Source organism: uncultured Altererythrobacter sp., assembly GCF_913057185.1.
In the GTDB taxonomy this organism is placed as follows: domain Bacteria; phylum Pseudomonadota; class Alphaproteobacteria; order Sphingomonadales; family Sphingomonadaceae; genus Erythrobacter; species Erythrobacter rubellus.
The window spans coordinates 1,250,470-1,276,497 of the sequence record NZ_CAJXNK010000001.1; the positions used below are offsets into that span (position 1 = coordinate 1,250,470).

Below are 26,028 nucleotides of genomic sequence, written 5' to 3' on the forward strand. Positions count from 1 at the left end.
GCACGCTTCCCCTGCGTCCGGGGGGATTTCGCACCGGGACACTTGCCAGAGGCCTAGGCGGCTACGCGCGCGAAAGCAACCGCGAAAAGCATGCAGCTCGATTGAATATTTGATAACTATTCGCAATAGCAATAAGCGCTATCAAAATTGTTGAATTTGCGCTGTTTTGCAAGAAGTGCCCGCAAAGGCGAAGTGTGTCAGGCCTGCGCGCGCGCAGGCTTATCGTCATCGCTTTCCTGCGTAAGCAGCATAGCCGCAAGATAATCTGGGACAGCGCGGCTGAAGTAATAACCTTGCCCCAGCGTACATCCGGCTTCGCGAACGGATTGGACCTGATCGATCGTCTCGATGCCTTCGGCGACAATATCCATGTCGAGTTGCGAGCCAAGCTTGGCCACTGCGCGAATAATAGCATCGGTCTTCTTGCCAACATTGGGGCCAGACACAAAGCTGCGGTCGACCTTGATCTTCGAGAATGGGAAGCTGTTGATATAGCCCAGCGAAGAATACCCCGTGCCGAAGTCATCAAGCGCGAAACGGACGCCGCGGCTCGAGAGCTCTTCCATAAATACCGCAGTGGCATGATTGTCATCCACGAACAGGCTCTCTGTGACTTCAAGTTCGAGCCGGTGCGGGTCAAGATTTGCTTCGCGCAAGGCGTTGATGATGCCCAGAGCTGCCCCCGGAGCGCGGATCTGCATAGGCGAAAGGTTTACCGCAACGCTGACATGCTCCGGCCATTGCGCGCAAGCTTTGGCGGCTTGCGCGGTAATCCAATTACCCAGTGTAACAATAACGCCGGTTTCTTCAGCTACGGGAATGAACTCGTCCGGGCGCAGCTCACCTTTTTCAGGATGGAACCAGCGTACCAGCGCTTCGAAGGTGTGGATCTTGCCTGTATCCAGATGAATGATCGGCTGGAAGTAGATCGACAGTTCGTCCCGCATGATTGCACTGCGCAACTCGTCTTCGATCTCACGGCGGCGCACCAGATCGCGCGTCATCTTCGGGTTGAAGAAGCTGGTCTGCGAACGGCCGGCGACCTTGGCATGATAGAGTGCGAGGTCGGAACGCTGCATCAACGTTTCGATGTCTTTTGCATCATCGGGCATCATCGCAACGCCGAGCGAGACCCGCACATCCAGCGATCTTCCGTCAACCCTTAGTGGGCGCATGACTTCAATATGAATTTCGCTGGCCAGCCGCTCGGCTTCCCTCCGGTCTTCGACCGGGCCGTAGAGGACGAATTCATCGCCGCCGAAGCGCGCTAAGGTTGCACCTTCAGGCACGACTTCGCGCAGGCGATTGGCCACTTCTGCCAACACTTTGTCGCCGATCGGGTGGCCCAGCAAATCATTCACTTCCTTGAATCGATCCAGGTCGATCCAGATCAATGCCATCTGCTGGTCGCCCTTCAGGCCCCTCATGCTTTCGACCATCACATGGTTGAGGCCCGCACGATTCGCGAGTCCTGTAACAACATCGGTACGAGCAAGGATCTGCATCTTGTCGGCCATGCGTGCACTGGTTTCCGCTGAAGCGATGGAATCGCGCAGAACCTTGAACACATTCAAAGTGATTGAAGCCATCGCCGGGATCAGCAGCAACATGTTCACGAAAAGTGCGAGCAGGGCGAGCGAGCCGATGTAAAGCGCCGCGGCCATGATGGGAAAACAGACCAGACAAAGCTGGCCCATCGCGATTGTTGGACGGCCTGCATTGCGTGCGCAAATGCCAACACCGTAGCAGGTGGCGTTGGCGATCATCAGCACTTCGACCGAAGCGGTGGTTTGCAGCGCAATGGTCAAGGCGGCAATTCCGCCAAGCACAAAGGCGTAGCTGAACGCACCGACTTCGTACACCAGCTCGAGCTTCTGCGTGCTGGTATGCGTTTGATCAGGGGAAAGACCAAGCGAGGCAACCACGCGTGCCATCGCGATCACCGTCAGCAGGATACATCCGATGTACAGGATATGCTCACCGGAGACCCACGCTGCAATCGCGGTAGAGGCCACCCCATTGAACGCGCCGATCGCAAGGCTGGCTGGTTGGGTATAAAGGGTCGATACGAGGGTTCGCCGCACGCGCGCAGACAATGTGTCCTGGCTCGAACGGACAGATAGGCGCCTTTTGATGGCGTTGATTGTCGCTGACATTCCCATTACCGCTCGGGATTAACCCAAACTTGTCAATGACAGGTTAACGAGGTGCTTACCAAAAAGACGGAGGGTTTCTGCGGATTGGCGGGCGCATTCTATGTTGCAGGGAGATTAGGGGATCAGGCCTGAAGTTCGCGCGCCGCAATTACTGCCATGCGCCGGTCCAGCTGACGGCAAATCTCCAGCCACCAGCGATATTCCGGCTGCTTGTCCGCAAAGAAGGCTTGTTCCGCACGGTGGCGCGCCGCGCGGGCAGCACCAAGCCCATGCTCTGCGAAATGGCGCAAAGCCGCTTCGACAATCGCAGGGTCAGTAGATTTTACTGCGCCATTATCATTTGCGGCGACCACGCGCGCCGGCACGAACAGCAATCGCGACATTGCGCCGCGATTGGTAGAATACGCAATATTTGAATGACTTGGCATTGTGCGACCCCGACCTGTGTGTTAAGCCGTCCCGTCTAGTGCATGGGTGCTAACGTCGCGTTCAGGGACAGGGTTAACGCCGGATTGACAACGATATTTCGCCTAAAGCTTTCCGGTGCTTGCAGGCAAAGGGGCACGTCCCTATCGCGTGAATGATGGGGAGTTTTCGCACATCAATGGCTATCGGTAGCCGGCTTGCCTTAACCGCGGCACTAACGGCCGGCTTGGCCACCTGCGCGCCTGCGGAGGTTGGCGAAAAGGCCGGCGATGACGGCGCGCCGCGCGTCGTCAGTCTCAACCCTTGCCTTGATGCGATAGTGGTCGAAGTAGCCCATCCCGATCAAATTCTCGCACTGTCACACTATAACGCCAACCCGCAATCCAGCTCTATCCCGCAAGAAATCGCGCGGCGTTATGACGTCACGGGCGGAACGGTGGAGGAAATTGTCGCGTTGCAACCTGACATTGTACTGGCGAGCACATTTATGGCGCCCGCCACCCGCGCTGCCTTCGATAAGCTGGGCGTGCGAGTGGAGGCTTTTGACAGCCCGATGTCGGTCGAAGAAAGCATTGATCAGGTGGGCAGACTTGCACAGCTGATAGACCGCAAGACTTCCGGCGAAGCGCTAGCTGCAGACATTCGCAATTCCGTCTCAATCGTTGGAGCTGGAGAACAGAGGTCCGCGGTTTTGTGGCAACCGGGCGGGATTGTCCCGGGCGAACAGCAATTGATCAGCGAATTGTTGCGAGCATCCGGATTTGCCAGCCATTCTGCCCGATTGGGGCTAGGGCAAGCAGACTATCTTTCGCTTGAGCAAGTTGTCGCGTCACCGCCAGATGTGCTGATAGTGGCCGGGCAAAGTCGTGCACAGCAGCATCCTGCGTTAGCCCGAACCGATACATTGATCGCCCAATTCGATCCTACGCTGCTTTATTGCGGCGGTCCGACGATACCGCGCGCGATGCAGCGGCTGCGCCAGATACGTGAGCAGATATCATGAACCGAGCCGCGCTCTTGTTTGCTGCTCTTCTTGTGATCTTGCTCCCGCTGTCATTGCTTGCCGGGCGCGTGTGGCTCGATCCCTTTACCGATCCGCGTGCGTCTCTGATCCTTATGGAGCTGCGCTTGCCGCGTGCGTTGCTGGCGATTGTGATCGGTGCGGGGTTGGGCGCGGCAGGCGCTGCGATGCAAGGCTATTTGCGCAATCCGCTGGCGGATCCCGGCCTGTTCGGTATCGCGCCGATGGCGGCGTTGGGCGCTGTGGCCAGCCTGTGGCTGGGTGTTTCAGCCAGCCAATGGACATTGCCGGTGATGGCTTTGGCCGGAGCGGCACTGGGCATGGCGCTGCTCGCGATTATTGCGGGTCGCACTGGCGGAATTGCGCTATTCACACTGGCGGGCCTGATGATCGCGAGCCTAGCGGGCGCGCTGACCGCGCTCGCCATCACCTTGGCGCCCAGCGCCTTTGCCATGAGCGAGATTGTGATGTGGCTGAATGGCGCGCTGACCGACCGCAGCTGGCGCGATGTCTATCTGGCTGCACCGCTGGTGCTTGCGGGAATTGCATTGCTTGGCATTAAGGCGCGCTCGCTTGATGCTTTGACACTGGGCGAAGTGGCGGCCCGGTCCATGGGCGCCCGCGCGGATCTGTTGCTCGCATTGCTGGTCGGCGGAGTGGGGCTGACTGTAGGTGCGAGCGTAGCTGTCGCGGGAATTATCGGATTTGTCGGCTTGATTGTGCCGCATCTGGTGCGTCCATTGACTGACCGCTTGCCCTCCAGCCTGATCCTGCCAAGCGCACTTGCGGGCGCGTGCCTGGTCCTGGCAGCCGACAGCGTGGTGCGCATCTTGCCGCTGGTCACAGAGCTGAGACTTGGCATCGCTTTGAGCCTGCTCGGCGCGCCGTTCTTCCTCTGGTTGTTGCTCAAGATGCGGCGAGGGCGGCTATGATCCTCTGCGCAGACAATATTTCGCTTTCTCGCGGGGCAAGGCTCGTTTTGGACCAGGTTTCGATCAGGCTGGAACCCGGCAAGATCACAGCCATTTGTGGCGCTAATGGCGCGGGTAAGTCCTCGCTCTTGATGGCGCTGGCCGGACTCCTCGAAACGAAGGCAGGGTGCGTTTTGCTCGCTGAGAACGAGCTGTCTGGGTTGCATCCTCAAATACGCGCGCAACGCATTGGATATCTTCCGCAAGAGGCCGAAATTGCGTGGGATGTCGCGGTTGAGAACCTCGTACGGCTGGGGCGTATGCCCTATCGCGATCGCGGTGATGCGGCGGTAGAAGCGGCCATCGCTGCGCTCGATCTCGAAGGATTGCGGCACCGGCCAGCCTCTCAACTTTCCGGCGGTGAGAAAGCGCGCGCGTTGCTTGCCCGCGTGCTGGCGGGCGAACCACAATGGATCCTGGCGGACGAGCCGCTTGCCGCGCTTGATCTGGCGCATCAGCAGACCTTGCTGAGCCACTTGCGAAAGGCTGCGAATGCTGGTGCCGGCGTGGTAATCGTGATGCACGATCTTGCCGCTGCGATGAATCATGCGGACAGAGTAATCGTTCTGAGTGAAGACGAATTTGCGGGACACGTTGCTGCCGATGGCGCGCCAGAGGAAGCGCTATCGGCCCATAACATCAAGCGTGTGTGGGGCGTGGATGCGCGGTGGATTGGCGAGCCGGGCGCACGCGCGCTTATCACATATTAAAAGGGCGACCCGAAGGCCGCCCTCTCATATCTGCATTCCCCGAAGAGCTTACTCTTCAAGCAGCCCGCGGCTGATCAGCATCGGCTGCACGTCCGGCTGGCGACCGGCAAAGTTTTCGAACATCTGGAAATAATCCATCGTTCCGCCACGGCTGAGCACGGTCTGGCGATAGTGATCTCCATTCTCGCGGCTCAAACCGCCGTTGTCGAGGAACCACTTGCGGCTGTCCTTGTCGAGCATCTCGGTCCATAGATAGCTGTAATAGCCAGCCGAATATCCCGCAGGGTCCGAGAAGATGTGGTTGAAGTAGTTCGACCGGTAGCGTGGCGGCACCAGATCGATTTCCAGACCCAGGGCCAACAGCGAGTTACGTTCAAACGCATCAACCTTTTCCGGTGTATCGATCGCTGCGGCTTCTTCCGGTGAAAGCGCGTGCCATTTCATGTCGAGCAGCGCGGCTGTCACCACTTCACCAAAGTCGTAACCCTGGTTGAATTTGGACGCGGCCTGGACCTTCTCCACCAGTTCCATCGGAATGGTTTCGCCCGTTTCATAGTGCTTGGTGTAATTCTGCAGCACTTCCGGGTAGGTCACCCACATCTCGTGAACCTGGCTGGGGTATTCGACAAAGTCGCGCGCGGTAGCGGTGCCTGATAATGTCTCGTACTTCTGATCCGCGAAGAAGCCGTGCAGCGCATGTCCAAACTCGTGGAAAGTGGTTTCTACCCAGTCAAAGCTGACCAGCTGCGGCTCGCCATCGGCGGCCTTCGGGATGTTGAGCACGTTGTAGATCACCGGCTTGTTGCCTGTCTCATAGCTTTGATCGACGAAGTTGCTCATCCACGCGCCACCCCGTTTTGACGGGCGCTGGAACGGGTCAAAATAGAACAGGCCCAGTTCGCTGCCGTCAGCGTCGAACACTGTGTAGACCCACACATCCGGATGGTAGACGGGGATATCGTCACGCTTTTCGAAAGTAAGGCCGTAAAGCTTTTCGGCCATGAAGAACACGCCGTCCTCAAGCACCCGCTCGAGTTCGAAATACTTCATCACTTCGCTTTCGTCATACGCGAATTGTTCAGCTTTCACCTTCTCGGCAAAGCGATACCAATCCCACGGCTGGACTTCGAAATCGAGCCCGGCGGCGGCGATCCGCTTGTTAAGCATTGCGGCATCGCTGCGCTGTGTGGCGGCAAGGGCCGGTACCATATCTTCCATGAAGCCCAATGCGGTGGCCGGTTCCTTCGCCATGCGATCATACATGGTGTAGGTCGCCCAGTCGGGTTTGCCGAAAATCTCGGCTTTCTCGGCGCGCAATGTAGCGATTTTCGCCAGCAGAAGCCGTGTATCGTTATCGCCGCCTTGATCCGCGCGGTATGCGCTGGCCTTGAACAGACGCTCACGCACTTCGCGGTTTTCCAGCGCGGGCAGCAACGGCTGCTGCGTGGTGTTCTGCAAAGCGAGTGCAAACTTGCCTTCCATGCCCTTTTCCGCTGCCAGCGTTGCGGCCGCATCAATGTCGGAATCTGACAGACCGGCCAGTTCGTCGCGCGTGTCAACGATCACTGCGCCGTCCACGGTCGCCTTGCGCACCTTCTGGCCGAACTCGGTCGTCAGTTTGGATAGCTGGCTGTTGATTGCCTTCACTTGCTCGCGCTGGTCTTCGTCCAGCAGCGCGCCAGCCTGCACCATGTCTGCATAGGTTTTTTCCAGCAGCACCGCATCTTCGGGTTCCATCGTCATTGCTGCGCGATTGTCATAGATGGTTTTCACGCGCGCAAAGAGGCCCGGATCCAGGTTGATCGCGTCATAATGCGCGGTCAGCAGCGGGCTGACTTCGGTATCAATCTCGTCAAGGCGGTCCGTTGTGTTCGCGCCCGTCAGAGCGGAGAAAACATAGCTGACCCGGCCCAGCATCAGGCCCGATTTTTCCAGCGCGACGATGGTATTCTCGAAAGTCGGCGCTTCAGGATTGTTCACAATTGAAGCGACTTCGGCCTTCTGGATCGCCATGCCCTGTTCAAAGGCGGGCATGTAATCGTCTTCACTGATTGCGTTGAAATCGGGTGCATGGAACGGCAGCGTGCTTTCTGAAGCGAAGTATCCGGTGCCTTGCGGGATGGATTCAATGCCAGCGAAAATCTCGTCACTGCTGTAGATCTCAGCAGGGGTCATGTTGCAACCGCCCAATACGGCAGCGGCCAATGCGATAGGTGCAACGCGGGCCAAAATTCGGGCCTTCATTCGTAATTCTCCAGTCCAATAGATTTGCCGGGCTGCGCGTGCGCGATTCCGGTGATGCGACCAAACGGCATCTCTAATGCCGTTCGGCGCTTGAACCTCAGATTGATAACATTTGCAACCAGTCTGCCGTCGCATGTCGGGAGACATATGTCGCTGGTCGAATATTGGCGCAAATGAACCGGGCAAGCGGGGAGCCCTCTTGCCCGGTTCGCCGTGCGACCCTTTGAGTAGAAATCGCCGCATAATCCCCTTGGTGCGACCCGAAGGGCTTGGGGTTTGACTCCGCAAAGAGAGGTATTGTTTCGGCTACTGGCGGCACGTTTTCGACCTGACGTTTCCTGCAGGTCGCACCGCGCGTGTAGTCTCAACCAAAACATAAAGTGACGTATAGGTATAACATAAGGGGCGGCAGTTGATTGCGAAAGCCTTGCGAGCACGCAATTATCGCCCAAGCTGTTCTCGGGTCGCCGCTTCGGGCTGAAAGCATTGGATTTTTGCGCTCGGACGCCTGCGGGGTTGCAATGGCCGAATACACTTACAAGGCTTTCATCAGTTACAGCTGGGCCGATACCAAATGGGGCAAATGGTTTCAGCAAGCCGTTGAGACCTATCGCACGCCCAAGGCACTGATCGAAAAGCACGCCGGGATGCGCGGAACCTTCTTCGCCGTCTTGCCCTCACTCCATTCACAACCAATATCCACCGCCAGCGAGCCGCAGCTTGACAGCGTGAACATTACCGGAACATAGAGTCTGCATGTCCCTGACCAAAATTTCTGTACGCGGTGCGCGTGAGCACAACCTCAAAGGTATCGATATCGATCTGCCGCGCGATGCGCTGATCGTGGTGACGGGCCTTTCGGGCAGCGGGAAAAGCTCGCTCGCATTCGATACGATCTATGCCGAGGGTCAGCGGCGCTATGTGGAATCGCTCAGCGCCTATGCTCGGCAATTCCTCGAAATGATGCAGAAGCCCGATGTCGAGCATATCGACGGGCTTTCTCCCGCAATCTCGATCGAGCAAAAGACGACGAGCCGCAATCCGCGCTCCACCGTGGCGACGGTGACCGAGATCTACGACTATATGCGGTTGTTGTGGGCGAGGGTGGGCGTGCCTTATTCACCCGCCACGGGAAAACCGATCAGCGCGCAGACCGTCGGCCAGATGGTCGACCGGGTGATAGAATTACCCGCAGGCACGCGGCTCTATCTGCTTGCGCCGGTGGTGCGCGGGCGCAAGGGCGAATACCGCAAGGAGCTAGCCGAATGGCAGAAGGCGGGCTTCACCCGCGTTCGAATCGATGGCGAGATTTACGCGATCGAGGAAGCGCCCGCGCTCGACAAGAAATACAAGCACGATATCGAAGTGGTGGTTGACCGGCTGGCGGTGAAGGCCGGCCTGGAAACCCGCCTCGCGGACAGTTTTGAAACCGCGCTGAAGCTGACCGAAGGGTTGGCCTATGTCGATCTGGCGGATGGCGTTGTGCCGGGGCGCGAGGATGAAGGCGAGACTGGCGGCGCGATGAAGGGTGTGGGCATCCCTGCCAACCGCATCGTGTTTAGCGAGAAATTCGCCTGCCCGGTCAGCGGCTTCACCATCGAGGAGATCGAACCACGCCTGTTCTCATTCAACGCGCCGCAGGGGGCCTGCGCGACGTGCGACGGGATCGGCGAAAAACTGTTATTCGATCCGCAGCTGGTCGTGCCGAACGAAAGCCTGACGTTGAAACAAGGCGCGGTGGTGCCCTGGGCGAAGAGCAATCCCCCGTCACCTTATTACATGCAAGTGCTGACCAGCCTTGCGAAGGCGTATGACTTTGACATCACCACGCCTTGGAACCAGCTGGAGCCGGATCAGCGGATGATCATCCTGCACGGCACGGGCGGCATGCCGGTCGAGCTGACCTTTAAGGACGGGCGCAAGGAATATACCGTGCGCAAGCCGTTCGAAGGCGTGATCGGCAATCTCAACCGCCGATTGCTTCAGACCGAAAGCGCGTGGATGCGCGAGGAGCTGAGCAAGTTCCAGACCGCGCAGCCGTGCGAAAGCTGCCATGGCAAGCGCCTGAATGAGAAAGCGCTGGCGGTGCGCGTCGCGGGCACCGATATTGCCGATCCGGTCAGGATGAGCGTTTCCGATGCCAAGGAATGGTTCCTTGGCCTTGAAGCCAAGCTCAATGAAACGCAGCAACAGATTGCGCGCGCCATCCTGAAGGAAATCAACGAGCGGCTGGGCTTCCTCGACAATGTCGGCCTAGACTACCTCAACCTCGACCGTACATCCGGCACGCTGTCAGGTGGGGAGAGCCAACGTATCCGGCTCGCCAGCCAGATCGGCAGCGGGCTTTCCGGCGTGCTCTACGTACTCGACGAGCCCAGCATCGGCCTGCACCAGCGCGACAATGATCGCCTGCTGGAGACATTGAAGCGGCTGCGCGATCTCGGCAATACCGTGATCGTGGTAGAGCATGACGAAGACGCGATCCGTCAGGCGGATCATATCGTCGATCTGGGCCCCGGCGCGGGTGTGCGCGGCGGCGAAGTGGTGGCGCAAGGCACGCTGAAACAGATCATGAAGGCCAAGAATTCGATGACCGCCGATTATCTGACCGGGCGGCGCGAGATCGCGGTTCCGGCCACGCGGCGCAAGGGCAATGGCCACAAGCTGACGGTGAAGGGCGCGCGGGCGAACAATCTGAAAGACGTCACTGCCAGCATCCCGCTCGGCATATTCACTTGCATCACCGGCGTATCGGGCAGCGGCAAGTCCAGCTTCACGATCGACACGCTCTATGCCGCCGCCGCGCGCACATTGAACGGCGCGCGCGTGATTGCGGGCGCGCATGACAAGGTTACGGGGCTGGAGTTTTGCGACAAGGTGATCGAGATTGACCAGTCGCCGATCGGTCGTACCCCACGGAGCAACCCTGCCACCTACACCGGCGCCTTCACAAATATCCGGGACTGGTTCGCCGGCCTGCCAGAGGCGCAGGCGCGCGGCTACAAACCCGGGCGCTTTTCGTTCAACGTCAAGGGTGGCCGATGCGAGGCCTGCACCGGCGACGGGTTGATCAAGATCGAAATGCACTTCCTTCCCGATGTCTATGTGACGTGCGAGGAATGCGGCGGGCGTCGCTACAATCGTGAAACGCTGGAGGTGAAGTTCAAGGGGCTTTCCATCGCCGACGTGCTCGACATGACGATCGAGGATGCGGAGGAGTTCTTCAAGGCCGTGCCCCCCATCCGCGACAAGATGCATATGCTGAATGAAGTGGGGCTGGGCTACGTCAAAGTGGGCCAGCAAGCGACCACGCTGTCAGGCGGCGAGGCGCAGCGGGTGAAACTGGCGAAGGAACTCAGCAAACGCAGCACCGGGCAAACACTCTACATTCTGGACGAGCCGACCACGGGCCTGCATTTCGAGGATGTGCGCAAGCTCTTGGAAGTGCTGCACAGGCTGGTCGACCAGGGCAATTCGGTGGTGGTGATCGAGCACAATCTGGATGTGATCAAAACCGCGGACCATATCCTCGACCTTGGCCCTGATGGCGGCGTGCGTGGGGGGGAGATCGTGGCGGAGGGGACGCCCGAAGAAGTGGCTCACGAACCGCGCTCTTTCACGGGGCAGTATCTTGCGAACATGCTGGACAAATCGAGGCAGGCGGCGAAATAAACCCCTCTACCAAGGGAGGTGACACATGGAATTGGAAGCGTTCTTTCTGACGGCGGCGGAGATTTCCGTCGTGTTGATCGGGTTTGTTACGATCTTCCTGACCTTCGTGATGAGCGGGCGAGAGATCGGCAAGGCAGACCGGATGCACAGCCGTGCGTTGCTGACCGGGGCCTACCCCTTGCTATTCGTACCCTTCGTGTCGGTCGCGGCCAATGCCTATGGCGCGAGCGAGGCGACCGCACTGCTCAGTTTCCACCTTGCCGGAGGGCTCCAAGCGTCATGATCGGTATCGTGATGACGGGCTTCTATTCGCGGCTGAGCCAGGCCGAAGTCAGGGAAGTCGGCTGGATATACACCTTGGTGTCATTCACACTGGGCTGGGGTGCCGGGGGTTTTTTCTGGGCAGACGCGCTCGGCTATGCGCCCGCGGGCAATGCGGTGGTGGCGGTGATTTTGAGCTTCCTGCTGACGGGAACCGTGCTGTTCAGCTTTGCCGCGCAGTAGATGAAGCTGTTCGACTGGAAGAACTCGCGGGGTGCGGGCGGGGGCGGTTAGCGCCCCGTAGCGGCCATCAGCGCGGCCAGGCCTTCGCTCTCTTCGCTGGTGAGCTCGAGCGGGGCGCCACAGCGCGGATCGGTCTTCTGAAGTGCGCGGATCATCGCGTCATTGATCGGGATCGGGTCACAGCCATTGTCCGTGCTGCAGATCATGTCGAACTCGGGCCGCGCCTTCTCATGGCATTCCAGGCAATTGCCGTCGAACCGGTTGACGACGTCGACATGTCCCCGCTTGCGGATCGCGGTGCCTTCAGGAGAAACTTCGAATTCGAAGAACTCCCAATCCTTGGTGTCCGCATTGAAACCTTTTGCGCGTTTGACCATCGCTTCGCCTGGAACAAGCTGGACGACCGAACCAACCGGAAAGACGCCGCCGTCCTCGGACGACGCAACTGCAACGGTCGCTTCCAGGTCGCCATCAAGGTTGCCGACGAAGAAACGGTCAACCTGGGTCAGATCGCGGATGCAGCCGAAGCTGGCCGCTGTCATGTTCTCGGTCGCTGACGCCGCAGTGTCCGGCGCTTGCTCGGCCGGCTCTGCACAAGCCGAGAGTGTCAGCGCGATGGCGGATACGAAAGCGATGTTTGCGAAGTTGCGTGTCATGGAAACCACCCCCGGTTTGCGAGCCGGAGACTGGGGTGCTGGGGCGCTCAAGTCAAATGCGAAATTGGTGCAAGATCAACTCGCCAACAGTTCTATACGTACTTCGCCCACTCCACGTCGGACCAGGCCGATTTCCTCTGCGGCGGCGCGGCTTAGGTCAATCACGCGATTAGGCGTGAAGGGACCGCGATCATTGATCCTGACGATAATGGATCGGCCGTTGCCGGTATTAGTGACAAGCACCATGCTGCCAAAGGGAAGCGTCTTGTGCGCCGCAGTCATCGCCCGCATGTCAAATCGCTCTCCATTGGCAGTTCTTCGGCCGTGAAAGCGGCGCCCGTAGTAGGAGGCGTGACCGGTGCCGAGATCGCGTACGACATCACCGACGGCTGGCTCTTGTGGCGGTTCGATCTCAGAAATGTCGACGGCGTCGTAAGGATGGTCGTGCGGAGGGAGGGGGATGTCGAACTCGGAAAAGCCATCTTGGAAGCTCTGGTCTTCTTGCTGGGCTTCTGAATATCCGTCCTCGCCCGCATCCTGTCCTACAACCGGCGGCGAAGCTATAGCGAGCAAGCTCACTATGAGGGCGCAGCAAATCCGCGCATGAAGATGGAAAGCCCTCTCCATTCCGGAAGAATAGCCAAGCAGGGTAGCAATATGCAAATTTCCGCTGCGCAAGCCGGCGCTTGGGCGGCTGCATCGAGCGAAAGTTGTGCGAAATCTGCGTCCAGCTGCGTGCCCGGTACGGGAAGAAGTCTGTACTCCAAGAACCAAAAGCAAATGGGGCCGACATTGCTGCCGACCCCACTCTTACCGTCGCGTGGTCTTCTTGTCCGGCGAACCTTTCAAGAAGCGCTTGGCACTCGGTTTCTATCCCCTCCAACGGGTTGGAGGTTCTTTTCACCGACGCTCGCGTCGGCATCCGGTCTCGCCTTTCAACTCAGTCCTACCTGTCCGTGCCGAAGCCTTTTCAAGCGGTGCTGTGTCTTCCAACGCTACCGAGACCATTCCCCCTTCGCGATCACTTCCCTCAAACGGCTGGTTTCTGCCTCAGCTTCCACCTTCCTCGGTCCACAACCAGGTTCCTGGCCTATCCAGTGAATGTGCTTCGCGTTCTTCTCAGGCAACTGCACTTGCTTCCAGTTTGCACCTTCTGCATATCCAGTCTCGAAGTCCGCGTGGAAAAAATCCACTGCGTCGGTTTTTTGAGAAACTCTCGTGAAATCAACTCGTTGGAGCCAAATTTCCGGTTGGGTTTCTCTCCCTTCCGATGTTTCAAGACTGCGCCCTCGCAGTGAGTCGCGCAAGCTTTGCAACCCCGACTTATCCACTTTCCCTCAGATCACCTGTGGACGCGCGTGGATAACTCAACCATTCGTCGAAAATGTGTGTTAGCCTCAGGCGTGATCGCGTTTCGCAAGCAACTTGAGCCGTAAAGCGTTCAGCTTGATGAAGCCTTCAGCGTCTTTTTGATCGTAAGCGCCGGCATCGTCTTCGAAAGTGACGTGCGATTCGGAGTAGAGCGAGTTCGCGCTCTTACGTCCAACTACGCCTGCAACACCTTTGTAGAGCTTCAGGCGAACCCTACCGCTGACTTTCTCCTGACTGTGGTCAATCGCCGCCTGCAGCATTTCGCGTTCAGGGGCGAACCAGAACCCGTTGTAGATCAGCTCTGCATATTTGGGCATCAGCTCATCCTTGAGATGGGCTGCCCCGCGATCAAGCGTGATCTGCTCGATCCCGCGATGTGCGCGGGCATAAATCTCGCCGCCCGGAGTTTCATACATGCCGCGCGACTTCATCCCGACGAAACGGTTCTCGACCAGATCGAGCCGGCCAATGCCGTGCTTGCGACCTAGATCATTCAGCGCGGTCAGCAGCTCGGCAGGCGACATCGCTTCACCGTTTAGCGCCACTCCATCGCCGCGTTCGAAATCGATGGTGATATATTCGGGTGTATCCGGCGCGCCCTCAGGGTTGTCGGTGCGCGAATAGACATAATCCGGCGTCTCTTCCCACGGGTCTTCCAGGACTTTGCCCTCAGACGAGGTGTGGAGCAGGTTCGCATCGGTCGAGAACGGGCTCTCACCGCGCTTGTCTTTAGGCACGACGATCTGGTGCTTCTCCGCCCATTCGATCAGCGCGGTCCGGCTGGTCAGGTCCCACTCGCGCCAAGGCGCAATGACTTTGATGTCGGGGTCAAGCGCATATGCGCTCAGCTCGAAACGAACCTGATCATTGCCTTTGCCGGTTGCACCATGCGCTATCGCATCAGCGCCTGTCTCATGCGCAATTTCGACCAATCGTTTAGAGATCAGAGGTCGCGCAATGGAGGTGCCCAGCAGATAGTCGCCTTCATAGCGTGCATTGGCGCGCATCATCGGGAATACGAAATCGCGAACGAATTCCTCGCGCAGATCTTCGATATAGATGTGCTTGTCCGGAATGCCCATCGCACGCGCCTTGGTACGGGCAGGCTCGATCTCTTCACCTTGGCCGAGGTCGGCGGTGAATGTCACCACTTCGCAGCCGCGCTCTACCTCTAGCCATTTCGCGATGACCGAGGTGTCGAGACCTCCGGAATAGGCGAGAACAACACGTTTGATATCTGGCATTCTTGGAAACCTCTTTTCAATCGCCGCGCGGCTAGCAGGAGCAAGGGGAAGGGGCAATGAAGAAGCGTGTTGCAAGGGTGTAGTCGAGCTTCGTGCGCTGCGAAAAATCATGAGAAATGAGTTAGAAGGTACTATCTAACGACTTCAGAGGCGGGAGAAGCAGTGATGGCTAGTATGTGGGTAAACGCGCGCGAAATGGCGCAAATGGCGCCGCCAGAGCGCAATCGCTGGGTCGACTTCCTGCGCGCGCTGTCAATCCTGGCGGTGGTTTTCGGGCACTGGCTGGTTGCCGCTCCCTACATCGATTCTAGCGGAGCGGTGCAGGGTGGGCATTTGTTGGGAATCTTGTCGTGGAGCCAATGGCTGACATGAGGCTTTCAGGTCATGCCGATTTTCTTCCTCGAGGGTGGCTATTCCAACGGGGTCAGCTGGCGCGCGCAATTGCGCAAGGCGGAGGCTGGACTTAAAAATCTAGTAACAATAAATATTTCTGCCAGACTGAAATAGCTTGGAAAACACTGTCAGTATTCAAATTGGCCAGCGGGACAGCGGTACATGGTCCACTGATCTTCACCATAAGTATTGTCGTAATAGGTCAGTTTATTGGGATCGTCACTCAATTCAACTATAAGGTCCAAATAGAGGTCCTCTCCTTCGGCTCCGCATTCCAAGGTTCCATCAAAACCCAGCTCTGTAACTTTATCGTCAGGTACAGCGCAGCCCCACTCGTACCCACTCCAGTACCAGTTGCCTTCTCCAGAGTATTCTTCGTATTTGAAAAATATGGATGTGTCAGATTGCATTTGATTTTTAGAGCATTGCTCTAGATTGCTATTCCACTCACCGGTCAGACGCTGCCGAATATCGTTAGGTGAGGCTTCTGTAGAACCTTGTGGGGCTTTTTGTTCCTGCTGGGCAGTCTTGGGATTACCAGTCTTTTTCTCAATAACTGTTTTGAGCCTATCGAAAATGCTGGTCTGTGCCTGAAGTGCTCCAAGGCCACCAAAAGCCGATAGTGCGGCCAAGATTACGAAAGATTTGCGCATAAATTCTCACCAAAGGTTCTCTGCAAATAACTAGCTTCTCCAGAAAGCGACACCTTGAAAGTTTCAGCAATGATATCAAGGGCGGTTGAGAGAGTTAGTGTCCGCCGCAGAGTAGCGCGGAAAGGGTGAATGGCAACCGGTTTTGTTTCCCGTCGTTTGTTACCCCATTTGTTACCCCGCGGGGAAAAATCAGCTGAGACGCGGACCAAAAAGACCGTTAAGTTATTGAAAGGTATGGTGCCGGCTGCAAGATTCGAACTCGCGGCCTGATGATTACAAATCAACTGCTCTACCAACTGAGCTAAGCCGGCACTTTTCTGTTCGCCGTTTGCCTGCCAACACCTGGCAATCCGAAACGGAAGCGGTCCCCTAGGCGAAAGTTATTCGGGCCTCAAGTGGGAACTGACATAGCATAGAAAAATTCTAAAGAGCACCAAAGGTCCACCCTTCGGTGCGCGCAATTTCCGGTGTTAAGCCCTTTGGGGCCCAATAGGCTGGATCCGGGCCGATCTTGCGGAGCCACGCCGCGGTCACCAGAGCGTCCGAAGAATGGTCGTCGATAGGGCCGGTTCCGGCCACAGGAGGCGAGCCCAATTGCGCGAGTGCCACGTTCAAATCTTCGAAACTGCGAAGTTTGGTCCTGGCGCCGCCGACACCTCCGCCCCGCGCAGCGATAGATGTGTACATCTCGACAACAACAGGGCCGCTATCGGGCAGCGGATCGATCGGCCAGACCGCGACGGCATCGCGCAATTGGTGCAGCATTCGCATGCCGGTCAGAGATGATTTGCCGACCTGCGCGGCGCCAACAAGGTTGAAATTGCTGACCGGGCGCACACCTTGCTCGCGCTGAGCCAGTTCGGCGCATCGAAAGCGACCTTGCCTAGTGGGAGCGTCGGCCAAGTGAAAATGCTGTCCGAGATGTTCTTTGGAATGGCGGAAATATTCGCTTAGTTGAGGATGCGAGACAAAACTGCCGCACTCCAAATTCGGGTCATCAGAGCAAACCTGGTCGATCAGCGCCCAAAGCGATTTTGCATCCTTGGGGCTGTCATTCCAATGCGGAAAGAATGCGCCTGCGTCCTGAAACGGAAGCGAAATGCCTAAATCCATCCCTACCAGTGTGTCGCGCGGAATATCATCGCGCAGGATGGCGAGCACTTCTTTGCGCGCCCAGCCTCCTCTTGGTGGCTCAACCAGCACCGGCGCACTGCCCGTGCCTTCTGCCAGTGACAGGGCAATACCCTTCTGTCGCGCGCCTTTCGCGCCCGACCAGTCAATCGCGAGATAATGTGTGAAGTCACGCATCTTTGCGTTCGGCTCGCAGCTTTTCCCAATAGGCGATCCGCTCTTTCACCTTGCGCTCAAAGCCGCGCTCTACCGGCGTGTAATAAGTCTGAGGCTCCATATCTTTCGGCCAGTAATTGTCGCCAGAGAAGCCTTCTTCGGTATCGTGATCATAGGCATAGCCTTTGCCATAGCCGACATCCTTCATCAGCTTTGTCGGAGCATTCAGGATGTTCTGGGGCGGCAGCAGACTGCCGGTTTCCCTCGCGCTCTTCCAAGCTGATTTCTGGGCAGCATAGGCAGTATTCGATTTGGGGGCGGTCGCCAGATAGAGGCAGGCCTGCACAATCGCGAGCTCGCCTTCGGGTGAGCCAAGAAATTCATACGCATCCTTGGCAGCGAGGCACTGAATGAGGGCTTGAGGGTCGGCCAGCCCGACATCTTCGCTCGCAAAGCGTACCAGTCGGCGCAATACGTAGAGCGGCTCTTCACCGGCCACTAACATTCGCGCCATGTAATATAGTGCGGCCTGTGGATCGCTGCCCCGAAGCGACTTATGCAGCGCCGAGATCAGATTGTAGTGTCCGTCGCGATCCTTGTCATAGACAGACACTCGCCGCTGCAGGAAGGTGCCAAGCCCGGCGGGATCGAGCGGGGTATTGATCTGCGCATTATAAAGCGTTTCGGCCTGATTGAGCAGAAACCGCCCGTCACCGTCGGCGCTGCCAATCAGGGCGTCACGCGCGGCATCATCAAGGGGGAGGGGGCCTTCCAGCTCTTCCGCGCGCGCAAGCAGTTTTTCCAGAGCAGCCGCGTCCAGGCGATTGAGGATCAGAACCTGCGCACGGCTAAGCAGAGCTGCGTTGAGTTCAAAGCTCGGATTTTCGGTTGTTGCGCCGACCAGCGTCACCGTTCCGCGCTCGACAAAGGGAAGGAAACCGTCCTGCTGCGCGCGGTTGAAGCGATGGATCTCGTCCACGAACAACAGTGTTTTTTGGCCAACGCCCGCCATCTTGTCCGCTTCGGCAAAGGCTTTCTTGAGGTCCGCCACCCCTGAAAAAACCGCGCTTACAGAGATAAACCGCATGCCCACTGCATCCGCCAGCAGACGCGCAGTGCTGGTCTTGCCCGTGCCAGGCGGCCCCCACAACACCATGCTCGACAGCTTGCCTGCCGCGACCATGCGGCCGATTGCCCCTTGCGGTCCGGTCAGATGTTCCTGCCCGATGACTTCGTCCAATGTCCGTGGGCGCAAGCGGTCGGCCAGCGGTGCGTCCTCACGCGGAGCGGCGCTGGCTTTTGCTTGCTGTGAAGGGTCATTGCCAAACAGATCTGCCATTGGTCGAGTGCCATAAGCCGTTCATCGCTCAAAGCCAAAGTCCTCTTGCAAAACGGCCTCTAAGATACATCTTTGAGCTATCAAAGATACTCAGGAGTTAAATGAATGACTTGGAATAGATCTGGGCGCGGTGGTTGGAGCAATCTGGGGCCGATGATCGCAATGGCAATGGCTTCCGCCGCAAATGAGTGGGAAGACGAGTTCAAAAGCTCACGTCACCGCCGCAAGTCGCGCGATTGGCAAGACGGTGCGCGCCGCAACAAACGTCGAGGGCGGATGTTCGGCACAGGAGAGCTACGCTTGGCCTTGCTGGCGCTCATCAACGAAGAGCCGCGTCACGGCTATGAGCTGATCAAAGCGATCGAAGAGATGACCGGAGGTGCTTATGCGCCAAGTCCTGGCGCAGTCTACCCGACGCTGCAAATGCTGGAAGAAGAAGGCCAGATCAAACAGTCCAAGCCCAAGAAGAAGGGCAAGCCTGCTGATGAGGAAACGAGCGGCAAGAAGCCTTTCGAAGTTACAACATCGGGTGCGGCTGAACTCGAAGACCGTGCAGATGAAGTCGAGGAATTGATGGGCCGCATCAATGAACACGGCGATCGCGCAGAGAAGGTGAAAGAAAAATCACCTGACCTGTTTCGCGCAATGGGGAATCTTGCCTCTGTACTGAAAAATCGCGCAAGGGCCGGCAAGCTCGACAAGGATACGGTTGATCAGATCGTTGATATTATTGATGAAGTTGCCAAGCGCATCGAGCGGATGTGATCGGCTTGCGTAGGCAATGGCTTAACGCATTTGCCATCGCGCCAAGCGCGCAATAATCTTTCCTTCATCGATCCGGCACCAGACCGGACTGGAGGGGAGAATTTTCATGAGTGAAGCAACGAAAGCGCCGTGGCACCTATGGGCTGTCGGGATTGTGGCTCTGCTTTGGAATGCTGTTGGCATTTTCAGTTACATGATGACGCATCTGGGAAAGCTGGAAGACCTTGGCATGACGCCAGATCAGATAGCTTTCTTTGATTCATTCCCGGCCTGGTCCAATGCGCTTTGGGCTATGGGAGTCTGGGGCGCATTTTTCGGATCAATCCTGTTGCTCTTGCGCTCGCGTTGGGCAGTGACATCAATCGCCATTTCTGTGGTCGGCCTGGTTGGTACAACGATCTATCAGAACTTCATGATCGAGGTGCCGGCGGAGGTGAGCCTGCCGCTAAACCTGACTATTTGGGCCACCACACTGTTTATGCTTTGGTATGCCCGCAAGATGCAGTCCGAAGGCATATTGGACTGACCTGAACTAGGCTGAATCCAACGCCGCCTTGATCTTCGCCTCGTCTTCGGCGCGCAATTCCTCGCGCGCGGTGACGAGGCGGATATAGGTGTCGGCCACCACCTGATTGATGGCATCCCAGCTATATTCGCGCGATTTGCGTTCACCGGCTGCACCATGCGCGTGGCGGTGCGCATCATCAGTGCAATAAGGCGCGATAGCTTCTGCAAAAGCGGCGGCATCACCGGGCGGTACAAGCTGCCCGGTCTCTTCTGGCGTAACGAGCGAAGACGCACCAGTCGCGCCAGCGGCAACCACCGGCAGTCCGCTAGCCATGGCTTCCAGCGTCACATTGCCGAATGTCTCGGTTATTGACGGGTTGAAGAAAATGTCACCGCTTGCGAGCGCGCGGCCCAGGTCAGCGCCGGTCTGGAATCCGGCGAAAATGCCCCCGGGCAGGGCTTGCTTGAACCAATCCTTCGCCGGGCCATCGCCAATGACGAGAACCTTGTGTGGGACCTGCCTTTTGCGCAGCTCGATGATTGTGTCCGCGAACACATCAAGCCCTTTTTCCATGACCAAGCGGCCCAGAAAAACGATGGCAACGTCATCATCTTCCAGCCCGAGCGAACGACGCCACTCCATGTCGCGTTTGCTGGGGTCAAAGATCGTTCGATCTACCCCGCGCGACCAGATCGTGATGTCATCATGCATGTCTTGCTCAATCAGCGTGTCGACCATGCTTTGCGATGGAGCCACCAGCGCGTCACAACGATTGTAGAACCGGCGCAAAATCCACTCGATGGTGGGCTCAAGAAATGAGAGTCCATAATAGCGCGGATAGGTTTCGAAGCGCGTGTGAACCGATGAAAGCACGGGCAAATCGTATTCTTGTGCCCATCGTAACGCGGCATGACCCGTTGGATCAGGAGACGAAATATGGGCGACATTTGGCTCAAATTTCACCAGATCGTCTTTAGCCTTCCGGCTTAGTCCGGTGGGTAAGCGGTATTCACCGCGCCCCTTCACCGGCATCCGGACATTGGGCACGCCAACCAGATCACCTGTAGGCTCAAAATCCGGGTTTGCCACCTTAGGCGCGTAGACACGCACAGACGCTCCCTGACGGAGCAAATACTCCACCAAACGGTTCAAAGCCTGGTTCGCGCCGTCACGCGTGTAGTTGTAATTGCCACTGAAAAGGGCAATGCGAAGTTCGCTGGTGTGCATATTCTAAGTCGGCATATAGCACAGCATTGCGAATGAAAAGCGGCGCGCAATCAACTTGCGCGCCGCCTCCACCGATCTCATGATCGGAAGTAGGGTTTTGCTTTAGCTGTCAGAGCCTGACGAAAGGCCTTTCAGCGCACCCATCACCATATCGTACAAGCGACGTGTGATTAGCGATGCGGACATACCAGCGGCCGCAACAGCAAGGTTGCTGAAGATTGCGGTCAAATATTCCCCAATTGCCGGAATCGCGCCAAGCACTGCACCAACCGCAGGCAGAACAAGAACTGCCAAATACATACGAATGGCACCGTCCTGATCAGCGGCAATGCCGCCAATGATTCCCAGAACGAGTATGATCAATCCGACTTCCAGGCCCGGAATGGATACAAACCCACCAACAATTGCTAGCACCACTGCCAAACCAGCTGCCAGTCCCCCAACTTTTTCCATATATTCTCTCCCAATCTCTCCCCCATGGAGAGCAGACAAGATAGCCGAAGTTTCGTTTCCAGTGAAACTTTCATGCTGCGCGGTAAAATATTGATAAAAAAATTGAAAATGAAGATTTCCACGAGTTTTTTAACAGGCTGCGACGCTCTATGCTGCGGCAAGAGGCGCTTTTCCAGCGACGAGTCGTGACGTGAATAGCTTTGCACAGCCCGCCAGCATCGCTTGACATGTTGCGGCGCAAAACTAATGCGATCCGTGGGCCACGCGGTCCCAACGCCGCGCGAGCTCTCTGTAAGGAGAGAATACATGACTAGCATACCCAGCGAACCGGCACTGAAGCCGGCGCGCCCACAATTTTCTTCCGGTCCCACGGTTAAATTCCCGGGCTGGTCCCTAGATAAGCTGAAGACAGAATCGCTCGGTCGCTCGCACCGCTCGGCGACAGGCAAGGCGCGTCTCAAATACGCGATCGATCTGTCCAAAGAGATGCTGGGCGTGCCAGAGGACTATCTCGTTGGCATCATGCCGGCTTCTGATACTGGCGCGCTGGAATGCGCGATGTGGACGATGCTGGGGCAGGGCCCCGCAACCGTCGCGGCATGGGAAAGCTTCGGCAATGTCTGGATTCAGGATGCGGTCAAACAGCTCAAGCTAAAGGACTTGCAAGTCCTTGATGCCGACTATGGCGAAATTCCCGATCTGAACCAGATTCCGCAAGATAATGACGTTGTCTTCACCTGGAACGGTACGACTTCGGGCGCGAAGATACCGAACACGGATTGGCTCGCTCCAGGCCGTGCTGGTGTGACCATCAATGACGCCACCAGCGCAGTGTTTGCGCAGGAAATGGATTGGGCAAAGCTCGATGCCACGACCTATAGCTGGCAAAAAGTGATGGGTTCAGAGGCGCAACACGGCATGCTGATCCTTTCACCCAAGGCGGTCGAGCGGATCGAAAGCTATGATCCCGAGTGGCCGCTTCCCAAGTTGTTTCGCCTTAAGAAGGGTGACAAGATCAATCGCGGCATCTTTGAAGGTGCAACGATCAACACGCCATCTTTGCTCGCGACTGAAGACTATATCGCGGCGCTGGAATGGGCGCAGTCGATCGGCGGTCGCAAGGCTATGTTCGAACGGGCCGATGCAAACGCAAAGATCGTCACCGATTGGATCGAGGCGACGCCTTGGTTGCGCAATATGGTCAGCGATCCGGCGCAGCGCACCAATACCGGTGTGTGCTTTGTTTTTCAGGGCGAATGGTACGAAGGCCGTTCTGCAGAAGATCAGGCTGCCGTGCCAAAGACAATCGCAAAGATGCTGGAAGAGCGCAACGTGGGCTATGACTTTAACGGTTATCGAGATGCCCCGCCAAGCTTGCGCATCTGGTGTGGTGGCACGGTTGAGCAGGAAGACCTGAAGCGTCTGCTGCCCTGGATCGAATGGGCATACGAGACCGTTAAGTCTGGCATCTGATGTGAGTTCCTGCGGAAGCAGGAACCCTGCGCCAACTCGAACAAACCGAAATTCTGGGCTCCTGTTTTCGCAAGAGCACGCAAAGGATCAGTAACATGACCAAACCTAAAGTACTCATCTCTGACAAGATGGACCCGAATGCCGCGCGTATATTCGAAGAACGTGGCTGCGAAGTGGATGTGATCACCGATCACACGCCTGAACAATTGGCCGAGATCATCGGCCAGTACGATGGGCTCGCGATCCGTTCGTCGACCACTGTGACAAAAGAAATCCTGGATGCGGCCACTAATCTGAAGGTGATTGGCCGTGCAGGTATCGGTGTCGACAATGTCGATATCCCCTACGCCTCTGGCAAAGGTGTAGTCGTCATGAACACACCGTTCGGCAACTCGATCACCACTGCTGAACACGCGATTGCGATGATCATGGCGCTGGCGCGCCAGATCCCGGCGGCGAACACCCGTACGCAAGCCGGCGAATGGCCCAAGAAAGACTTCATGGGCATCGAGGTGACCGGCAAGACGCTCGGCCTGATTGGTGCGGGCAATATCGGTTCGATCGTGGCGAGCCGCGCACAAGGCCTCAAGATGAAAGTGATCGCTTACGACCCATTTCTGACCGAAGAGCGCGCGATCGAGCTCGGTATCGAGAAGGTCGATCTGGACACGCTGCTTGGCCGCGCTGATTTTGTCAGCCTGCACACCCCGTTGACCGACCAGACGCGCAATATCTTGAGCCGCGAACGGCTCGAGAATGCAAAGCCCGGCATCCGCATCGTCAATTGCGCACGTGGAGGGTTGATCGATGAAGCAGCGCTGAAGGATTGCCTGGAAAGCGGCCAGGTTGCAGCAGCTGCGCTAGACGTGTTTGAATCCGAGCCCGCAACGGACAACCCGCTGTTCGGTGCGCCGAACTTTATCTGCACGCCGCATCTGGGCGCGTCGACGACAGAGGCACAGGTGAACGTAGCGCTACAGGTTGCTGAACAGATCAGCGATTATCTGGTCAATGGCGGCGTTACCAATGCGCTCAACATGCCTTCGCTTAGTGCCGAAGAGGCGCCGAAACTAAAGCCGTACATGGGCCTTGCGGAGGCGCTTGGTTCGCTTGTTGGACAACTCGCGCACGGCAATCTCGAAAAGGTCAGTATCGAGCGCGAAGGCGCGGCTGCCGAGCTTAACGGCAAACCCATCACGGGTGCGGTCCTGGCGGGCTTTATGCGCCGCTATTCAGACACGGTGAACATGGTCAACGCGCCATATCTCGCGAAGGAACGCGGGCTCGAGGTCAGCGAAGTGCGCCAGTCGCGCGAAGGGGCGTTTAACACGCTGATCCGTGTGACGGTTCAGACTGCCGAGGGACCACGTTCCGTGGCCGGAACACTGTTTGGAAACGACGCCCCACGGCTGGTGGAAATCTTCGGAATCGGTATCGAAGCCGAGCTGAGCGGTCACATGCTTTATGTTGTCAATGATGACAAACCGGGCTTCATCGGCCGTATCGGCACATTGCTTGGTTCGCATGATATCAATATCGGAACCTTCAACCTCGGGCGTCGCGAAGCCGGCGGCGAAGCCGTGCTGCTTCTCAGTCTCGATCAGAAGATCCCTGACGATGTGATCGCTCAGGCAACTGAGATCGAAGGTGTGAAACTGGTCAAAGCGCTGGAATTCTGATCGCGGATAGGGCAAGCGCCCGCGTGTAATGACCGAACCAGACGACCTGTTGCCTGAAGGGCTTGAAGACAAGCTGCCGCGCGAGGCGGAGGCGATCACGCGCGCCATGCGGTCATCGCTCGATGTGCTGTGGAGCCATGGCTATGATCGCGTACGCCCGCCGCTGATCGAATTCGAGAAGTCGCTTGCAGGCCGTATGGACGGTGTGCAGCCGCGCCGAATGTTTCGGTTCGTAGATCCGGTCAGTCTGCGTACGCTCGCTTTGCGCAGCGATATCACACCGCAGATCGGCCGAATCGCAGCGACCAGTATGGCAGGCACGCCGCGGCCTTTGCGGCTGGCCTATTGCGGTGAGACGGCGCAGATCAAAGCGGATCAGCTTGCACCCGCGCGTGAACGAACGCAGCTGGGGGCGGAGCTGATCGGTGCAGATTCCGTTGCTGCGGCAAGCGAAGTGGTTGCACTCGCAATTGAGGCATTATCTGCAGCAGGTCTGACGGGTATCTCGGTTGATTTTACGCTGCCAGACCTTGTCGACACTTTGTCTGAAAGCGCTTTGCCCTTGGCACCGGAATTGATCGGCAATGTTCGTCGAGAGCTGGATATGAAGGATGCAGGCGGACTGCGCGCGGCAGGTGGCGAAGCCTATCTACCGCTGCTCTATGCGACAGGCCCGTTCGAAGAAGCACTTGAGAAATTGTGTGCAATTGATGCCGGCGGGGCGCTCGCTTCCAGGATCGCGGGGCTGAAAGCAATTGTGAAGCGGATCGGAGACGCGGCGCGCGTTACATTGGATCCGACCGAACGCCATGGCTTCGAATACCAAAGCTGGTTTGGCTTCACGCTTTATGCCGAAGGTGTTCGCGGTGCAGTGGGGCGGGGTGGAACCTATTTGATTGGCGGCGCCAATGAGCCAGCAACCGGCTTCACGCTATATGTCGATCAGATGATCGAAGGCTCGCGGGGCAGCGAAACAGTCGATCTGGTGTACCTCGCAAATGGGCATGACAGAGAAAAAGCGGCGGAGCTTCGTGCCAAAGGCTATCGTACTCTTGCCCAGATCGAAGACGGCGAAGATCTCCTTGCGCTTGGCTGCACGCACAAGCTTTCCGGCAAGGATATGGTTGCGCTCTAGTTCCGCGAGCGCACGTGTTCGCTGATCCAGACGCCCGCTTGCATCACCTTTTCCATGCCCAGTTGAGCAGCAACACTGCGGCTGAGTGTTACCAGGTCGATTTCCGACAGGCTTTGGCGGTAGGCCTCCTGCGCGCGCCAG

General features: G+C 57.5%; 24 protein-coding genes and 1 tRNA gene. 13 read left to right on the forward strand and 12 right to left on the reverse strand.

Translation table 11 applies throughout. The features are described 5' to 3' along the window. Positions 1-197: 197 nt before the first annotated feature. Positions 198-2,156: an EAL domain-containing protein gene (locus tag QZ487_RS06315; RefSeq protein ID WP_296023824.1), complete on the reverse strand. Its 1,959-nt coding sequence runs from the start codon at positions 2,154-2,156 to the stop codon at positions 198-200. A gap of 122 nt (positions 2,157-2,278) precedes the next feature. Then, the gene (locus tag QZ487_RS06320) at positions 2,279-2,584 is read right to left on the reverse strand and encodes a hypothetical protein (RefSeq protein ID WP_285976903.1); all 306 of its coding nucleotides are present in this window, start codon (positions 2,582-2,584) and stop codon (positions 2,279-2,281) included. Positions 2,585-2,760: 176 nt separating this feature from the next. Between QZ487_RS06320 and QZ487_RS06325 the strand changes: the two genes are divergently transcribed. From QZ487_RS06325 to QZ487_RS06335, 3 genes are read left to right on the forward strand one after another with little or no spacing between them, the layout of a single operon-like run. Then, on the forward strand, positions 2,761-3,585 hold the full coding sequence (locus QZ487_RS06325; protein WP_285976904.1) for an ABC transporter substrate-binding protein: 825 nt from the start codon (positions 2,761-2,763) through the stop codon (positions 3,583-3,585). Further along, entirely contained in the window at positions 3,582-4,535 is a 954-nt protein-coding gene (locus QZ487_RS06330; protein WP_285976905.1) for an iron ABC transporter permease, read from the forward strand. Before QZ487_RS06325 ends, QZ487_RS06330 begins: the two co-directional genes overlap by 4 nt. Then, on the forward strand, positions 4,532-5,284 hold the full coding sequence (locus QZ487_RS06335; protein WP_285976906.1) for an ABC transporter ATP-binding protein: 753 nt from the start codon (positions 4,532-4,534) through the stop codon (positions 5,282-5,284). Before QZ487_RS06330 ends, QZ487_RS06335 begins: the two co-directional genes overlap by 4 nt. Positions 5,285-5,332: 48 nt before the next feature. Here QZ487_RS06335 and QZ487_RS06340 read toward each other — a convergent pair whose 3' ends face one another. Then, positions 5,333-7,528: a M3 family metallopeptidase gene (locus tag QZ487_RS06340; RefSeq protein WP_296023825.1), complete on the reverse strand. Its 2,196-nt coding sequence runs from the start codon at positions 7,526-7,528 to the stop codon at positions 5,333-5,335. 521 nt (positions 7,529-8,049) lie between these two features. Here QZ487_RS06340 and QZ487_RS06345 point away from each other — a divergent pair. Genes QZ487_RS06345 through QZ487_RS06360 form a run of 4 tightly spaced genes read left to right on the forward strand, consistent with a single transcriptional unit; the run spans position 8,050 to position 11,704 of the window. After that, entirely contained in the window at positions 8,050-8,277 is a 228-nt protein-coding gene (locus tag QZ487_RS06345; RefSeq protein WP_285976908.1) for a hypothetical protein, read from the forward strand. A 7-nt stretch (positions 8,278-8,284) separates the two neighbouring features. Next, positions 8,285-11,200 (forward strand): excinuclease ABC subunit UvrA, encoded by a 2,916-nt coding sequence (gene uvrA / locus QZ487_RS06350; RefSeq protein WP_296023827.1) that lies wholly within the window; start codon positions 8,285-8,287, stop codon positions 11,198-11,200. Positions 11,201-11,225: 25 nt separating this feature from the next. Continuing rightward, entirely contained in the window at positions 11,226-11,483 is a 258-nt protein-coding gene (locus tag QZ487_RS06355) for a hypothetical protein (protein WP_296023828.1), read from the forward strand. Then, positions 11,480-11,704 (forward strand): hypothetical protein, encoded by a 225-nt coding sequence (locus QZ487_RS06360; RefSeq protein ID WP_285976911.1) that lies wholly within the window; start codon positions 11,480-11,482, stop codon positions 11,702-11,704. Before QZ487_RS06355 ends, QZ487_RS06360 begins: the two co-directional genes overlap by 4 nt. Positions 11,705-11,751: 47 nt before the next feature. Here the strand turns inward: QZ487_RS06360 and QZ487_RS06365 are convergent, their stop codons facing one another. From QZ487_RS06365 to QZ487_RS06375, 3 genes are all read right to left on the reverse strand, one after another. Next, complete coding sequence (locus QZ487_RS06365; protein WP_285976912.1) at positions 11,752-12,360, reverse strand: hypothetical protein; 609 nt, start codon at positions 12,358-12,360, stop codon at positions 11,752-11,754. Positions 12,361-12,435: 75 nt separating this feature from the next. Continuing rightward, positions 12,436-12,939, reverse strand: a complete 504-nt coding sequence (locus tag QZ487_RS06370) for a septal ring lytic transglycosylase RlpA family protein (protein WP_285976913.1) — start codon at positions 12,937-12,939, stop codon at positions 12,436-12,438. A gap of 818 nt (positions 12,940-13,757) precedes the next feature. Then, positions 13,758-14,975, reverse strand: a complete 1,218-nt coding sequence (locus tag QZ487_RS06375) for an argininosuccinate synthase (protein WP_285976915.1) — start codon at positions 14,973-14,975, stop codon at positions 13,758-13,760. A 165-nt stretch (positions 14,976-15,140) separates the two neighbouring features. Between QZ487_RS06375 and QZ487_RS06380 the strand changes: the two genes are divergently transcribed. After that, positions 15,141-15,347: a hypothetical protein gene (locus tag QZ487_RS06380; protein ID WP_285974829.1), complete on the forward strand. Its 207-nt coding sequence runs from the start codon at positions 15,141-15,143 to the stop codon at positions 15,345-15,347. Positions 15,348-15,496: 149 nt separating this feature from the next. On the opposite strand, the gene QZ487_RS06385 is transcribed toward QZ487_RS06380, so the two are convergent. The 4 genes from QZ487_RS06385 to QZ487_RS06400 all read right to left on the reverse strand — a co-directional run bounded on the left by QZ487_RS06385 (position 15,497) and on the right by QZ487_RS06400 (position 18,647). Beyond that, a complete protein-coding gene (locus tag QZ487_RS06385) occupies positions 15,497-16,021 on the reverse strand; it encodes a hypothetical protein (RefSeq protein WP_285974831.1) in 525 nt (174 codons plus the stop codon). A 235-nt stretch (positions 16,022-16,256) separates the two neighbouring features. After that, positions 16,257-16,332, reverse strand: a tRNA-Thr gene (locus QZ487_RS06390). Positions 16,333-16,444: 112 nt separating this feature from the next. Beyond that, on the reverse strand, positions 16,445-17,329 hold the full coding sequence (locus tag QZ487_RS06395) for a hypothetical protein (RefSeq protein WP_296023831.1): 885 nt from the start codon (positions 17,327-17,329) through the stop codon (positions 16,445-16,447). After that, positions 17,322-18,647, reverse strand: coding sequence for a replication-associated recombination protein A (locus QZ487_RS06400; RefSeq protein ID WP_296023832.1), 1,326 nt, complete (start codon positions 18,645-18,647; stop codon positions 17,322-17,324). The genes QZ487_RS06395 and QZ487_RS06400 overlap by 8 nt, the downstream gene beginning before the upstream one ends. A gap of 105 nt (positions 18,648-18,752) precedes the next feature. Between QZ487_RS06400 and QZ487_RS06405 the strand changes: the two genes are divergently transcribed. Further along, positions 18,753-19,412 (forward strand): PadR family transcriptional regulator, encoded by a 660-nt coding sequence (locus tag QZ487_RS06405; protein ID WP_285974834.1) that lies wholly within the window; start codon positions 18,753-18,755, stop codon positions 19,410-19,412. Between the two features lie 106 nt (positions 19,413-19,518). Continuing rightward, a complete protein-coding gene (locus QZ487_RS06410) occupies positions 19,519-19,938 on the forward strand; it encodes a hypothetical protein (protein ID WP_296023834.1) in 420 nt (139 codons plus the stop codon). Positions 19,939-19,944: 6 nt separating this feature from the next. Here the strand turns inward: QZ487_RS06410 and QZ487_RS06415 are convergent, their stop codons facing one another. Together QZ487_RS06415 and QZ487_RS06420 are read right to left on the reverse strand one after the other, a co-directional pair. Continuing rightward, positions 19,945-21,147: a glycosyltransferase family 1 protein gene (locus QZ487_RS06415; protein WP_296023835.1), complete on the reverse strand. Its 1,203-nt coding sequence runs from the start codon at positions 21,145-21,147 to the stop codon at positions 19,945-19,947. A 102-nt stretch (positions 21,148-21,249) separates the two neighbouring features. After that, entirely contained in the window at positions 21,250-21,600 is a 351-nt protein-coding gene (locus tag QZ487_RS06420; protein ID WP_285974837.1) for a hypothetical protein, read from the reverse strand. Positions 21,601-21,906: 306 nt separating this feature from the next. On the opposite strand from QZ487_RS06420, the gene QZ487_RS06425 reads away from it, so the two are divergent. From QZ487_RS06425 to QZ487_RS06435, 3 genes are all read left to right on the forward strand, one after another. After that, positions 21,907-23,073 (forward strand): phosphoserine transaminase, encoded by a 1,167-nt coding sequence (locus QZ487_RS06425; protein ID WP_285974838.1) that lies wholly within the window; start codon positions 21,907-21,909, stop codon positions 23,071-23,073. Between the two features lie 95 nt (positions 23,074-23,168). Then, positions 23,169-24,752: a phosphoglycerate dehydrogenase gene (gene serA, locus QZ487_RS06430; protein WP_285974839.1), complete on the forward strand. Its 1,584-nt coding sequence runs from the start codon at positions 23,169-23,171 to the stop codon at positions 24,750-24,752. A 28-nt stretch (positions 24,753-24,780) separates the two neighbouring features. Further along, positions 24,781-25,887: an ATP phosphoribosyltransferase regulatory subunit gene (locus QZ487_RS06435; protein WP_285974840.1), complete on the forward strand. Its 1,107-nt coding sequence runs from the start codon at positions 24,781-24,783 to the stop codon at positions 25,885-25,887. Positions 25,888-26,028: the final 141 nt, after the last annotated feature.